The sequence below is a fragment of the Endozoicomonas sp. 4G genome, from assembly GCF_023822025.1.
Classification (GTDB): Bacteria; Pseudomonadota; Gammaproteobacteria; order Pseudomonadales; family Endozoicomonadaceae; genus Endozoicomonas_A.
Genome location: NZ_CP082909.1, coordinates 5,446,935 through 5,460,509 on the forward strand (window position 1 = coordinate 5,446,935; position 13,575 = coordinate 5,460,509).

Annotated in this window: 11 protein-coding genes; 4 read left to right on the forward strand and 7 right to left on the reverse strand. The window is 51.2% G+C overall.

The genetic code is table 11. From position 1 onward, the window contains the following. Positions 1-5: 5 nt before the first annotated feature. A complete protein-coding gene (locus K7B67_RS21620; RefSeq protein WP_252177912.1) occupies positions 6-3,551 on the forward strand; it encodes a chemotaxis protein CheA in 3,546 nt (1,181 codons plus the stop codon). After that, positions 3,535-4,047, forward strand: coding sequence for a chemotaxis protein CheW (locus K7B67_RS21625; RefSeq protein WP_252177913.1), 513 nt, complete (start codon positions 3,535-3,537; stop codon positions 4,045-4,047). The genes K7B67_RS21620 and K7B67_RS21625 overlap by 17 nt, the downstream gene beginning before the upstream one ends. Here the strand turns inward: K7B67_RS21625 and K7B67_RS21630 are convergent. From K7B67_RS21630 to K7B67_RS21640, 3 genes are read right to left on the reverse strand one after another with little or no spacing between them, the layout of a single operon-like run. Then, positions 4,019-4,744 carry a 16S rRNA (uracil(1498)-N(3))-methyltransferase gene (locus K7B67_RS21630; RefSeq protein ID WP_252177914.1) on the reverse strand — a complete coding sequence of 242 codons (726 nt, stop codon included), beginning with the start codon at positions 4,742-4,744 and terminating at the stop codon, positions 4,019-4,021. The genes K7B67_RS21625 and K7B67_RS21630 overlap by 29 nt on opposite strands. A gap of 41 nt (positions 4,745-4,785) precedes the next feature. Then, positions 4,786-5,184 (reverse strand): type II toxin-antitoxin system HicB family antitoxin, encoded by a 399-nt coding sequence (locus tag K7B67_RS21635; protein ID WP_252177915.1) that lies wholly within the window; start codon positions 5,182-5,184, stop codon positions 4,786-4,788. A 33-nt stretch (positions 5,185-5,217) separates the two neighbouring features. Further along, positions 5,218-5,385, reverse strand: coding sequence for a type II toxin-antitoxin system HicA family toxin (locus K7B67_RS21640; protein ID WP_256484613.1), 168 nt, complete (start codon positions 5,383-5,385; stop codon positions 5,218-5,220). 220 nt (positions 5,386-5,605) lie between these two features. Between K7B67_RS21640 and K7B67_RS21645 the strand changes: the two genes are divergently transcribed. Then, on the forward strand, positions 5,606-6,064 hold the full coding sequence (locus K7B67_RS21645; RefSeq protein ID WP_252177916.1) for a hypothetical protein: 459 nt from the start codon (positions 5,606-5,608) through the stop codon (positions 6,062-6,064). 52 nt (positions 6,065-6,116) lie between these two features. On the opposite strand, the gene phoU is transcribed toward K7B67_RS21645, so the two are convergent. Genes phoU through K7B67_RS21665 form a run of 4 tightly spaced genes read right to left on the reverse strand, consistent with a single transcriptional unit; the run spans position 6,117 to position 11,768 of the window. Next, positions 6,117-6,842: a phosphate signaling complex protein PhoU gene (gene phoU, locus K7B67_RS21650; RefSeq protein WP_252177917.1), complete on the reverse strand. Its 726-nt coding sequence runs from the start codon at positions 6,840-6,842 to the stop codon at positions 6,117-6,119. Positions 6,843-6,865: 23 nt separating this feature from the next. Beyond that, complete coding sequence (pstB, locus tag K7B67_RS21655; protein ID WP_252177918.1) at positions 6,866-7,765, reverse strand: phosphate ABC transporter ATP-binding protein PstB; 900 nt, start codon at positions 7,763-7,765, stop codon at positions 6,866-6,868. 49 nt (positions 7,766-7,814) lie between these two features. After that, entirely contained in the window at positions 7,815-9,479 is a 1,665-nt protein-coding gene (gene pstA, locus K7B67_RS21660) for a phosphate ABC transporter permease PstA (protein ID WP_252177919.1), read from the reverse strand. A gap of 15 nt (positions 9,480-9,494) precedes the next feature. After that, the gene (locus K7B67_RS21665; RefSeq protein WP_252177920.1) at positions 9,495-11,768 is read right to left on the reverse strand and encodes an ABC transporter permease subunit; all 2,274 of its coding nucleotides are present in this window, start codon (positions 11,766-11,768) and stop codon (positions 9,495-9,497) included. Positions 11,769-12,233: 465 nt separating this feature from the next. Here K7B67_RS21665 and K7B67_RS21670 point away from each other — a divergent pair, with 465 nt between their 5' ends. Then, complete coding sequence (locus K7B67_RS21670) at positions 12,234-13,556, forward strand: Na+/H+ antiporter NhaC family protein (protein ID WP_252177921.1); 1,323 nt, start codon at positions 12,234-12,236, stop codon at positions 13,554-13,556. Positions 13,557-13,575 lie beyond the last annotated feature (19 nt).

A 13,575-nucleotide genomic window follows, 5' to 3' on the forward strand; every position in this document is an offset into this window, starting at 1 on the left:
CGGCAATGGCTGAACAACAGGATTATGCAGGCCTGCACCGGGTTAAGGAAGAGATTGAACAGGCGCTTGTTGAAGCCCGCCAGGCCTTGGAAAAATACCAGCAAGAGCCCGGCAACCCAGCCCATATAAGCGTCGGACAGAGGGCGTTCCGTCAGGCTCATGGCGCACTCAAACTGTTGCAGTATGAAGGCGCCAGCCATTTGAGTCTGGAAATAAATAGATTGTCCGAGGCACTGATCAGTGATCGGGTGTCTGATGTCAGAATGGCTCTGGCCGTCCTGATACAAGGCACCTTGCAGCTGTCAGATTATATTCAACAGACTCTCGACAGTGGTGTTGATCGTCCATTGGCGCTTCTGCCCCTGATTAACGAACTGAGACGGCTGCGAGAGGACGATCCGCTGCCGGAAGCTACTTTTTTCTTTCCGGACCGCTGCTCACTGATTGATCCTGTCGAGCCACCGCAACTGGAGGCTCTTGAACAGACCGGTCTGGTACCGTTACTGAGAAAAATACGGCAGAAGTATCAGCTGACGCTCGCAGGTTATTTGCGGGATCAGAATCGGGCTCAGCAGATTAAAATTCTGGCTAAATTGTTTACCAAATTACAGGACCTTTCCTGGGGCGCGCCCCTTTCTCCTCTCTGGGAAGCCAGTATTGCTCTGGTTGAAGGGCTGGATAATCAGTCGATCGAACAGAATATTCATGTCGCTAACCTCTTGAGAGGGCTGGATGGTCAGATCCGCCTGTTTATTAAACAGGGTGCTGCTTTTATCAATACTGACCCCAATGATGCCCTGCTCAGGGGATTGCTCTACTACATTGCTACCTCGAAAGGTCATGAGGGTTTCACCGGAGCGTTGAAAGCACGCTACAACCTGGAAGAAGCACTGACCAGAGCCCAGGCCGATATTTCTGATGTTATTCAGGCATCTGTCACCTTGACCAACAGACAGGTCGAGGTTAACCCATACGATGTGGTGCAGTTTAAGTTCACCTCATCCAGCAGCCTGGAAGCAGAGACACCGGCTGAAGTTATACCCTATTCTGAACCCGGTCAGACCGGGACTCTTGCTCCGGACGTTGAAGAAGACCCGGTAGAGCGAGAGAGCATCATTGACGATGAGCTGCTGGTGGTTTTCATGGAAGAAGCCGACAGAGTTCAGCGGCAACTGACTGAAAATGTAGCTGTCTGGATCGATCATCAGGATGATCACAATCGTCTGAAAGATATCCGCAGGGCTTTCTATCTATTGAAAGGCAGTGGTCGTTTGGTTGATGCCAATGTTGTGGCTGAGCTGGCGTGGTCCATCGAGAACATGCTAAACCACCTGATCGACGGCACCATTCACCACAGCCCTGAATTAAGCCACCTGATCAGCCGCGTTAATGATATGCTGCCAGCATTGATTTCCGACTTTGCGGAGCAGAGCCAGGTTCTGACCCACGACGTTCTGGTCTGCATGGAGCAGGCGGACGCCCTGGCCAAAGGTGAAACTTACACCATTGAGGACGAAGAGAGCACTATTGATGGCGCTATTGCCAATGATTCAGAAATTGACTTGGAAAGGTTAGACGACGCGGAACCGATAGCGGCACAGCTGGCTATTGTTGAAGCCTTATCAAAGCCAGCTGCTGAGCCCGAGTACGACACCCCGCCGCCCAATATTGAACAGCATCAGGCACCATCTACCAGCAAAAAATACTCTACCGGTCAGGACAACCATCTGTTTGCCTACAGTGACCTGGATCTGCTGCTGGACGCCGATAAGTACCTTTCGACCTGGCGCAACGCTCTGCCTGGGGAAGAGCTGAAACGGTTCCAGAAAGAACTAGCCATACTGGCTGAACAGGCAAGCAGGGCAGGACTCACCTCGCTGGCTGAGCTATGCGATGTGCTTCTGGATGTTATGAATTATCTGGGCAAGCACGAGACTCTATTACCGGGGGTTCTTGCGGCACCACTGTCCAATGGCTTTGAAGCTATGGTCGATATGATGAACATGGCTGCGGCCCAGCAAACGCCAGTCAGACCGCAATCAGTATTTACAGAACTCAGGGAGTCTCTGGAAGCGCTGCTCATCGCTGAACCGGTTCGGACCGAACCGGTTCTTGAACAAGAGCCCATAGCCGCCGACACAGTCCCCCTTCTCAATATTGCAACCAATGAGGAAGACTCTGGCCCCGAACTGCCTGAACTGTTTCTGGATCTTCCTGACTACCTGAGCCAGCCCAAAAAAGAGCCCCTCGAGCAGCCTGCTCCTGAAACAACGCGATTCGAAACACCGGTTACTACCAGCACAGTCGGTGTCCTGTCCGGGAATCACGAAATGATTCGTATACCTGCGCAGCTTCTGGAGTCGCTGATCACGCTTTCCAGTGAGTCGAGTATTTATCGTGGCCGTGTCGAGCAACAGGTTCATGGTATCAACAACACCCTTAAGGAAATGGGTAGCACTATTAACCTTAAAGATCTTGACCTTAAAGATCTGAAGGCAGGCATTCAGGAAAAAAGTCGCGAAGCAGAAACCCTGCTACTGCAACAGGCGAGAACTCTGAGAGAGCTTCAGGAAAAGCTGATGCAGGCCCGGATGGTGTCGTTTAGTTGTCTATTGCCACGGCTTCGCAAGATTACCCGTCAGTTGTCTACTGAGCTGAGCAAGCCTGTCAGCCTGAATGTTACCAACGCTGAAGGGAAAATGGATCGTACCATGCTGGAACGAATCCTGGCGCCACTGGAACATCTGCTTCGAAATGCCATTGACCATGGCATTGAGTCCTCTGTGGAGAAGCGTCTGAGCCTGGGCAAACCAGAAACCGGTCATCTGACCCTGGCCATTGCCCGGGACGGTGCCGATGTTGTTGTCGAGTTGAGCGACGATGGTCAAGGCATCGACCTTCCGGCTGTGCACGCCAGAGCCCTGGAAAACAACCTGATCAGTTCGGAAGATGAACTGAGCGATCAGGAAATTGCCCAACTGATTCTGGAACCCGGTTTCAGTCTGGATGTCGTCAATACTGAAATACGTCAGATGGGTGGCAGCGTCCAGATTAGCAGTGAGCCCGGCAAGGGCGCTTCCTTCAAGCTGCGTCTGCCCTTTACTCTGTCGGTCAACCGTGCCCTGATGGTTCAGGTTGCAGGTAACCTCTATGCCCTGCCCATGCAGTCCATTGATGGTATTACGGTAGTGGCCCCCGAAGTCCTGACCGACTGCTACCAGAACAATACGCCCCTGCAATATGGCGGTATGGAGCACCAGCTTATGTTCCTGGGTGAACTGCTGGGCAATAACAGCCCTGGAATTCAACCCGAAAAATGTCCGGTTGTGATCATCCAGCGGGGGGGCCGGAATCTGGCTCTGCATGTGGATGAAATCATTGGCGGCACTGAAATTTTTGCCAAAAGCCTGGGGCCGCAGTTCGCTGATCTGGTGGGTGTTAACGGAGCCACCATTCTGGGCGATGGTCGTGTTGCCATCATTATCGACCCTGTCACATTGGTTCGCAGGCTTAAAACAATAGAGGAGTTGCGTTATGACGGGGGCTCCTGAGCGTGAAAATAGCCTTGAGCGTGAAAATAGCCTGAAGTCTCGTTTGCTTCCTATGCAGCAGATACCGCTGCTGCTGCCTGCTTCCTGCATTGTCGATGTTGTTGACTACAGTCGTCCATCCGGTGGCTGTCAGGAAAGCCGATGGTTGCTCGGTGAAATTGACTGGCGGGGGCAAACCATCCCTTTGATTACCTTTGAACGAATCAACGGTGGTCGTTTTGCAGAATTCTCTGCGACGGCAAGGATTGCCGTTATGCACAGCAGTATCGGGAATGCGCAGACTCCTTTTTATGCCATGGTGATACAGGGTATTCCTCAGGCAGTGGAGCTGACAGCAGGCGACGTTCAACCCAGGGGGGAAGCTGACAGTCATCGAGGGTCAGCAGAAACATTCAGAGTCACTATCAAGGGTATTCCTGCCGCCATTCCCGATCTTGAAAAAGTGGAACAGCAGTTATCTGCAATGTTTACAGATCACCCCATAGATACTGCATGACACTGATTGCAGTTACCGGGGCAGTTTCCGTTCTCAGGACTCTCGGCCCCAGTGCCAGGGCATGAAAGCCTGACGACTCTGCCCTGGTAATTTCTTCCTGAGTCAGCCCACCTTCCGGGCCGATTAACAAAGCAATGGTTTCTGGTCGATCGAACCCTTCCAGTTTTTTTTCGGTTCGATGATGCAGTACAAACTTCAAGTCAGAGTGTTGCTGTGCCATCCAATCTACTACAAATGCAGGCGAGTGAATCACCGGAACCCTGTTCAGGCCACACTGTTCACAGGCACTGATAGCGACCTGTTGCCAGTGTCTGATTCGTTTTTCCTGACGCTCTGCATTCAGCTTGACTTCGCAGCGTTCAGAAAAGAGTGGTGTTATTTCCGTCACGCCCATTTCGGTGGTCTTCTGGATCGCGTAATCCATTCGCTCACCCCTGCTAAGGCTCTGCCCCACGTGGATTTTCAAGGGGGATTCCGTGACCTGATTCAGTTCTGCTGCCAAAGCAACGGTAACCACTTTTTTGGCAACAAACTGAATCCTTCCCTGCCAGGCGCTTCCCTGACCATTAAACAGGATAAGAGGCTCTTCAGGTTTCATGCGCAGGACTTTGCCAACATGGTTGGCAGCACTGTCGGTTAGCTCAACGACCTGATCGTTTGCCAGAGGCTGGTCAGTATAGATTCTGGGGTTTCTCATGAGGTTCTCATGGCGAAAAAAGGCTTTTAGCTGGATGTTTATCAAAGCTCTCTAAATGCTGCCTGTGCGAGAAAGCTGGAACGACTTCGATACTGGGAAGAATGCTTTCTTACTTCATCGTCTATTTTCCTGATCAGGCTGGAAGGCAGTGTGACGTTGATTTTTTCAGTTTTTCCCAAATATGGGGTGATATCCACTTCCACTAATGCCCAGGTTCCTCCCTCATAATCAGGGTTATCAACCAGGTCATCAATATCCGATCCGTTAGGAATTGGCTTGCCTTCTTCAGTGAACATTTCCAGATAGCCGTTAATGGCTTCTTTGGTGCACTCCAGTGCTTCAGCAAAAGTATCTCCGGCTGAAAAGCAGCCTTTGATATCAGGCACTGTAACACCGTATGCACTGTCAGGGTCTTTATGAATAACAATGGGGTATAACATAGATTTCTCCTAATCAAACCCTCTGGACGAAGCTTATATAAGCTCTGCCTCCTTGAGAATATTCCTGACCGTCCCCTTCGGTAATCCTTGTTTGGGGTGAGGTACAGAAGGCGTTCCCTTTTTGACCGGATGTTTGAAAATATGGTGGCTGCCGTTGATCCGTGTTAACTCCCAGCCATCTTTTTCAAGCATCTTGATCAAATTCCGACTCTTCATAGCGCTCTTCATCGAAAGGTTAATTTATCATAACTCTAGAGTTATAGTTGATCAACCGGGCAAAAACCATGACATCACTCCAAACCTGACCATTAAACAGGATAAGGGGCTCTTCGGGTTTCAATAGGGTCTGCGGTGAAGCCCTGTCAGCTGGTCATAATGTGATCCCTGATCTATGCTGTGGTTCTGTTCTGTAGGGGTGGTTATGGAAAAGTCGTTATTCTCAGAATTAAAACGTATCGGTATTGATGAAGAACTGGCCAGCAAGGTCAGTGCTTCCCTTGACCCGGAATACAATGCCAGTAAAAAAGATATCCTGATTATGCAGGAAGCCATCATGCAGCTACAGCTGCAAGGTGAGCGCAATTATCAGTCACTGAGTTCGGATATCAGTTCCCTGCGTATTGAACTGCATAAAGAGATAGCCGATGTTCGCTCCGAGATTGGCGATGTTCGATCTGAGATTGGCGATGTTCGAGGTCAAATCAGCGATGTGCGAGCTGAAATCACCGATGTTCGAGGTGAAATCAGTGATGTCAGGGCAGAAATCACTGATGTTCGCACTGAAATGGGTTCCATCAACCGGCAATACATCATTACCTTTCTGAGCCTGATTACCACCATTTTCAGCGTCTTTATCATCAACTGGTACTTTAAAGTGTAAACTCAACGGCCCTATTATTACCGGGATTGTTGCGATGCTGAGTACTCAACCATCAAGGCTTATCAAACACTTCTTCCTGGATTCTTTTAATACCAATGTGTCGTACATCAGTACCTTTCACCAGATAGATCACGTACTCCGCCAGGTTACGGGCATGATCGCCAATCCGTTCCAGTGATCTCAATACCCACATGATATTTAGAACCCGGGTGATGGATCTGGGGTCTTCCATCATGTAGGTGACCAGTTCCCGTGTTGCGCTTTTGTATTCCCGGTCGACAGTTTTATCTTCCTTAGCAACGGCCAGGGCAAGATCGGCATCGAAGCGGGCAAAAGCATTGAGTGCATCCTGAACCATGTGTCGTACAAGGTTACCAATGTGACGAGCCTCGATATAACCTTTGGGCGCTTCTCCCTGTTCACTGAGGCTAATGGCAAAGCGGGCAATTTTTGCTGCCTCGTCACCAATCCTTTCCAAGTCGGTGGCGGCCTTGGAGCAGGAAATGACCAGACGGAGGTCGCTGGCAGCAGGCTGGCGTCTGGCCAGAATGCGGGAGCATTCTTCATCGATGGCCAGTTCCATGTAGTTGATGTCGGTGTCTTTTTCGCAGACTGCGACAGCCTCTTCGCTGTCAGCATCGATCAGGGCATTGATCGCATCGGATACCTGTTTTTCAACCTGCCCACCCATGGCCAGAAGGTTATTTCGCAACTCTTCCAGTTCATGGTTGAATTGCTGGGAGATATGGTGGCTAAGAAGTTCGCTTTTGGTATCCATGTTTTTTCCAGATGCTATAGCATTCAGCCGTAACGACCGGTTATATAGTCTTCAGTTTGTTTCTGTTGTGGGTTTGTGAACAGCGTATCGGTATCGTCGAATTCAATGAGCTTACCCATGTACATAAAGGCTGTGTAGTCTGAGACACGAGCCGCCTGTTGCATATTGTGGGTCACGATAGCGATGGTGAATTTGGATTTGAGCTTGTTAATCAGCTCTTCAATTTTTAAGGTTGAAATCGGGTCCAGGGCTGAAGCCGGTTCGTCCAGCAGCAGGACTTCTGGCTCCACAGCAATGGTTCGGGCGATCACCAGACGCTGCTGCTGGCCACCGGACATACCCAGGGCATTTTCATGCAGACGATCTTTCACTTCATCCCAAAGTGCCGCACTGCGCAAAGCCCACTCTACCACTTCATCCAGAACACGCTTTTTGTTGATGCCCTGAATACGCAGCCCGTAGGCAACATTTTCATAAACAGTCTTTGGGAAGGGGTTTGGCTTCTGGAATACCATGCCAACCCGGCGACGAAGGTCTGCGACATTGACACCCTTTTGATAAATATTCTGGTCATCCAGCTGAATTTCACCTTCGACGCGGCAGCCTTCTACCAGATCATTCATTCTGTTCATACTGCGCAACAGCGTGGATTTACCACAGCCTGATGGACCAATGAAAGCAGTGACCCTGCGTTTGGGAATGGTCAGGGAGATATCGTGCAGTGCCTGCTTGTCACCGTAAAACAGATTCAAATGCCTGATATCCATACATTTTTCTTCTTGCTCCAGGCTAAGCTTGCGACGGCTGCGCCCCAGACTGTCGAGGTTAAACGCCGGTGTTGAGCTGGCCGCATCGGGAGTGGCTTTGCTCTGTTGGTTTGCTGTCCGGGAGGGTGTATTCAAGTCCAGTGCCTCATCCTGCATGACGTTACCTTCAATAAGTTATTAAACCTTTCTGGCACACGTATCAACCTCACACCTCCAGACTTTTGTATTTTTCACGCAAATGGTTGCGAATGGCCACTGCTGAAAGGTTGAGAACCGCAATGACCACCACCAGTAGCAGAGCTGTGGCGTAAACCAATGGTCTGGCTGCTTCTACGTTGGGGCTCTGGAAGCCGACATCGTAAATATGGAACCCCAGGTGCATAAATTTCTGATCCAGATGCAGGTATGGGTAATTGCTATCCAGAGGCAGGCTGGGAGCCAGCTTAACCACGCCAACCAGCATCAGTGGCGCTACTTCACCGGCAGCACGGGCAACCGCCAGAATTAACCCTGTCATCATGGCTGGGCTGGCCATGGGCAGCACCACACGCCAAAGAGTTTCTGCCTTGGTTGCCCCCAGTGCCAGACTGCCCTCACGGACAGAGCTTGGAATGCGTGACAGCCCTTCTTCGGTGGCAACGATGACCACGGGTAACGTTAACAGGGCCAGGGTAATCGACGCCCAGAGCAATCCCGGTGTCCCGAAGGTCGGTGAGGGCAGTGCTTCCTCGAAGAACAGCTGGTCAATCTGACCACCGGCAAAGTAGATGAAGAAACCGAGGCCAAAGACACCGTAGACAATGGAAGGGACGCCAGCCAGATTATTCACGGCTACCCGAATGGCCCGGGTCAGCCAGCCCTGATTGGCGTATTCCCGGAGATAAACCGCTGCGATGACACCAAAGGGTGTCACGATGATCGACATCAGAATCACCATCATGACCGTACCAAAAATGGCTGGGAAAACGCCCCCTTCTGTATTCGCCTCTCTGGGGTCGTCAGTGATAAATTCGCCTAACTTGTCGAGATAAAAAAGCACCTTCTCGGTCAGGGTCATGGCATTGGGTTTATAGGCCCGAACGATTTTGCTAAAAGACTGCTCGATCTCTGTGCCATCTATAGTGGTAGCCATCAGGCTGTCACGGTTGAACGCTACGTACAGATCACCCAGCCTGGCTTCCATCACCTTATATTCAGCCTGATAAGCTTTGCGTTGTGCCTCGATATCGGCGAGCGCCTGGGGAGTGGCTGTACCTTCCAGTTCGAGACCCCGCTGCTCCAGACGCAGGAGCTCCAGCTTAGCGTTGACGGAACCTATTTCGTGCTTTTCAATGGCGTAGATTTCGTCGTAGATCGCCAGGGCTCTGTCCAGTCTCTTCTGGAATTCTGGCCAGGCAGCTTCACCCTCTGCCACGACTTTACCATCCTGTTTGATGCTGTTCAGGTAACCGTAGAAGTTACCCCACTCCCGGCGCTCCATGGCAACGATATTTTCAGGGTAATGGCGGTTCTCAAGCCAAAGGTCGATCACCCAGGCAAAGTCCGAACCTGAAACATCTCGGTTACCCACTTTCAGCAAATCACGGGTCACTGCTTCCATTCCCTTTGGAACCGGGAGACCGGCAGCCTTAAGACGGGTGGCAGAAACGGTTTCGGTATCGACAATTTCGCCAGCGATTAACTGGGCTTGATGACCGGGAGGGGCATAGTCAGCCACCAGAATGTGTCCCGGCCAGAAGTGACCCAGACCCCGGATTGCAATCAAGCCCAGAAGACCGACCACAAGAATGACACTGATGGCAACCGCTCCGGCATTCAGCCAAACCCAGGGCGAGCCCGTTTGATACCACTGAGTTATTTTATTGCTCATGTTCCGGCTCCTTCCCTAAAGCGAACTGTACTTCTTGCGCAGTCGATGACGAACCATCTCGGCAGCGGTGTTCACCACAAAAGTGAACAGAAACAGCACCAGTGCCGCAAGGAACAGAATGCGATAGTGGCTGCTGCCGACTTCGGATTCCGGCATTTCTACCGCAATGTTGGCAGCCAGGGTTCTCATGCCCTCGAAGATATTGGCGTCCATGATCGGCGTGTTGCCAGTGGCCATCAGCACAATCATGGTTTCACCCACGGCACGACCCATACCAATCATCACGGCGGAGAATATGCCCGGACTGGCGGTCAGCAGAACCACCCGCATCAGTGTCTGCCAGGGGGTTGCGCCCAGTGCCAGAGAGCCGTAGCTCAGATGTTTGGGAACACTGAAAATGGCATCCTCTGCGATGGAGAAAATGGTGGGGATTACAGCAAAGCCCATAGCCAGCCCCACCACCAGAGCATTACGCTGATCGTAAGGAATACCCAGCTCAGAGGTCAGCCAGGTTCTCAGGTCGCCATTAAAGAGGGTGGCTTCGATGGTGCCGTTGAGGTTCATGGCAATAGCACCACTGATCAGTACCACAGGGATCAGCAGGGCAGCCTGCCAACCTTCTGGAATAGCGTGGCGAATTCGACCGGGCATCGAGTCCCAGGCAAACGCAAACAGCACTATGCTGACTGGAACAATCAGCAGCAGCGCAAAGATGCCCGCCAGATTGTTCTCGATCAGGGGAGCCAGCCAGAGACCGGCCAGAAACCCCAGGATGACCGTAGGCAGTGCTTCCATCAATTCAATAACAGGCTTTACCTTACGGCGCATGGCAGGGGCCATGAAGTAAGCGGTATAGATGGCTCCGGCTATGGCCAGAGGCGTCGCCAGTAACATGGCGTAAAAGGCGGCCTTGAGGGTTCCGAAGGCCAGGGGAGTCAGGCTCAGTTTTGGCTCAAAGTCATTGGTCGAAGCTGAGGACTGCCAGATGTATTCAGGTTGCTCATAGCCTTCATACCAGACTTTACCCCAGAGTGCCGACAGGGAGACTTCCGGATGTTCATTCTCAATACGCCAGAATTCGGTAGCGCCATTGCTGCTCACCAGCATATAGTTGCTGCGGGGAGCAATAACCAGTTGCTCAACAGGACCATTGCTCAGCTTCCGGGTCAGCAGGGTTCTGTTAGCGGTGGTGTAGAAAATGCCAACATTGCCCTTGTCGTCGGCTGCCAGAAAGCCCTTGCGGCGATGCTCGGGGACAATCTGTGTAATCGGTTCACCGGTCAGCTCGAATTCACGGATTCGCTGCAGACGCCACTGGTTTTGTTTATCTCTGACCATGAACCACTGGCTGATCATACCGGTGTCATCGCCGATCAGCAGGGAAGTTCCGCCCAGCAGGAACGTCATGGTCGTCACTTTGGCCGAGTGGGTCGTCAGGTCCGTTTCTGAAACCACATGAGGTTGATGAAGATTGCTGATATCGATCAATGTCAGCTCGTCGCTACCGGATTGAACAAACAGCCAGCGTTGATCCGGAGCAATCAGGACATCGTGAATACGCCCATCCACTTCAGGCAGGGTGATACGTTCTTCTGTCAGTGTGACCTCTTCGGTCAGGAAGTCTAATTCCTTGGTAAAAGCGGTCATGTACAGGCGCTGGTCACCATAACCGGTGAGCAACAGCTGGTCTTCACTGTCACTGATGCTCAGGTGTGAAACAGCCTGTTGACCTGCTATCAAATCAATCGCCTGCTCACCGTATGGGTAGCTGATTTTGGGGGTGATCAGTCGTTTATCATCCGGCCAGGTAATTTTATAGAGGTGCTTGAAAATAATGACCTGACCATTACTCAGACCGGCGGCCAGCAGGTTGTTATCAACCGGATCATTGGCAATGGTGGTGACTGAGGTGCCAGCAGGAAGGGGCAGGGAATAGTGATATTTCTGCGCCCCGGTTCCGGTGGCGGAAAACGTCATGGCACCGTCAGCGGTGATGGAAAAAGCCAGTTCCGCCTGTTCTTCCATGCTCTGGTACAGTGGGCGTTGCTCTTCGGTAAGTGTCTGTGTCCAGGTGCTGGTTTGTTCAATGTCTGCGCTTTTGAATAAGGGAGCCACCTCGTAAAGAAGGTAAATAAAGATCAGCAGGATGGCAGCAATAACACCGAGACCACCCACGGCCACACTCCAGCGGGTCAGGTGATCTTTGAAAAAGCGAAGTGACTGATGGCGTTTATGGGCCGGGGTGTTGTAATCGACACCAGGGCTGTCTTCTATTATTGGTGGGTACATGGCACTGGTCGCAGGGATTATTGATCGTACCTTAAAGGGCCTGTGTTACAAAAATATGACAGAATTGAAAAAAATGGGAGACAGATCACAGCATAGCTTGGGAATCTTTGGCTCGCTTTTTCAGCAGGGTCTGTTAAGATCGACCGTCCAAACAGATGATTCCATCAGGAAGCTTTATCCATGCAATCAAGACAATTGTCCTTGTCTACAACGGGTTGTTTTTCCCTGACAGTGTTCTCTCAAACTGCTGCTGCCCCTCTGCATCCCCACCATCATTCCCATCATTGATTCCTGACCGCTTTATCAGGAATATCCCTATGCTTTAAATACTTGCTTAGCCCGCTGGCGCTCTATTTGCAGGAATAATAAAGCTATTAACTAAAACTGATTTATGCCGCTATAGCTCATGCTCCATAGCTGACTGTTGCTGGCGGTAATAACGAAAAAATACCATTTGGAAATACTATGAACGCAGTGATTCTGGCGGTCGCCGTCATGCTCGTATTGAGTTTGTTGCGCGTCAATGTGGTTCTGGCGCTCTTTATTGGGGCGATGGCCGGGGGAATGATCGGAGGTCTGGATATTGTTCAGACTCTGGAGGCATTTTCCAGAGGTTTAGGCGGTGGCGTGGGTATTGCCATTAGTTACGCCATGCTGGGTGCTTTTGCTATGGCCATTGCCCGCTCCGGTATACCTGAGTGGATGGCTGGCAAGATCATCCGCACAGTGAAGAGCAGTAATAGCTCTCATAACAATGTAAAGCTAAAGTACGGTTTGTTCCTGACCATGGTGTTGATGGCCTTTTCTTCCCAGAATCTGGTGCCCATCCATATCGCTTTTATTCCCATACTGATTCCACCCCTGTTATCAGTATTCAGTGCTATGGCGATTGATCGCCGTCAGGTGGCCTGTCTGCTGACCTTTGGTCTTACTGCAACCTATATGCTCTTTCCAATCGGTTTTGGCAGTGTCTATCTGAATCAGATTCTTGGTGGCAACCTGCAGGAAAATGGGCTGGATATTGAGCTGAGCCAAATGCCGCTGGCCATGGCGATTCCTGTTTTTGGCATGTTCCTGGGATTGCTGATCGCGGTATTTTTCAGTTATCGAAAGCCAAGGGCCTATCGTCAGGCAGAAACCCTTTTGATTCATCAGCAAGAGGTTCAGTTAAGTAAGCCTGTCATCATTACCTCTGTCATTGCCATCGCGGTTTTGCTGGTGAGTCAATTGCTGGCCGGATCCATGGTTCTTGGGGCTGCACTGGGTTTTATTATCATGGTCATTGGGCGAATCGTCTGTTGGCGGGAAGCAGACGAGGTGTTCAATGAAGGTCTGCGAATGATGGCGGTTTTTGGCTTCATTATGATCTCGGCGGCAGGCTTTGCCGAGGTGCTCCGCTCAACAGGTGATATTCCTGAGCTGGTGGGTCAGGTGCAGATGTTTGTTGGCAACAGTCAGGCGCTTGCCGCCATTCTTATGCTTCTGGTCGGGCTGCTGATTACTATGGGTATTGGTTCTTCGTTCTCAACGGTGCCGATTATTGCCACCCTTTATGTGCCGCTGGGTATGGAGCTCGGTTTTACGCCGCTGGCGATAGCCTGTCTGGTAGGTGCCGCAGGAGCGTTAGGGGATGCGGGCTCTCCGGTTTCAGAATCCACCATTGGCCCCACCGCTGGCTTGAATGTGGATGGTCAGCACGACCACATTCGGGATTCGGTGATTCCCACCTTTTTACACTTCAATATTCCCATGATCATTTTTGGCTGGATTGCCGCCATGATTCTCTGAGCCAAAAATGAAAACGGGG

Excerpts from the sequence above, each read along its gene's own strand:
- pstB (WP_252177918.1), bottom strand. The coding sequence starts at position 7,765 with ATGCAGGATGAGGCACTGGACTTGAATACACCCTCCCGGACAGCAAAC.
- K7B67_RS21665 (WP_252177920.1), bottom strand. The coding sequence starts at position 11,768 with ATGTACCCACCAATAATAGAAGACAGCCCTGGTGTCGATTACAACACC.
- K7B67_RS21625 (WP_252177913.1), top strand. The coding sequence starts at position 3,535 with ATGACGGGGGCTCCTGAGCGTGAAAATAGCCTTGAGCGTGAAAATAGC.
- phoU (WP_252177917.1), bottom strand. The coding sequence starts at position 6,842 with ATGGATACCAAAAGCGAACTTCTTAGCCACCATATCTCCCAGCAATTC.
- K7B67_RS21630 (WP_252177914.1), bottom strand. The coding sequence starts at position 4,744 with ATGAGAAACCCCAGAATCTATACTGACCAGCCTCTGGCAAACGATCAG.
- K7B67_RS21620 (WP_252177912.1), top strand. The coding sequence starts at position 6 with ATGGCTGAACAACAGGATTATGCAGGCCTGCACCGGGTTAAGGAAGAG.
- pstA (WP_252177919.1), bottom strand. The coding sequence starts at position 9,479 with ATGAGCAATAAAATAACTCAGTGGTATCAAACGGGCTCGCCCTGGGTT.
- K7B67_RS21645 (WP_252177916.1), top strand. The coding sequence starts at position 5,606 with ATGGAAAAGTCGTTATTCTCAGAATTAAAACGTATCGGTATTGATGAA.
- K7B67_RS21670 (WP_252177921.1), top strand. The coding sequence starts at position 12,234 with ATGAACGCAGTGATTCTGGCGGTCGCCGTCATGCTCGTATTGAGTTTG.
- K7B67_RS21635 (WP_252177915.1), bottom strand. The coding sequence starts at position 5,184 with ATGTTATACCCCATTGTTATTCATAAAGACCCTGACAGTGCATACGGT.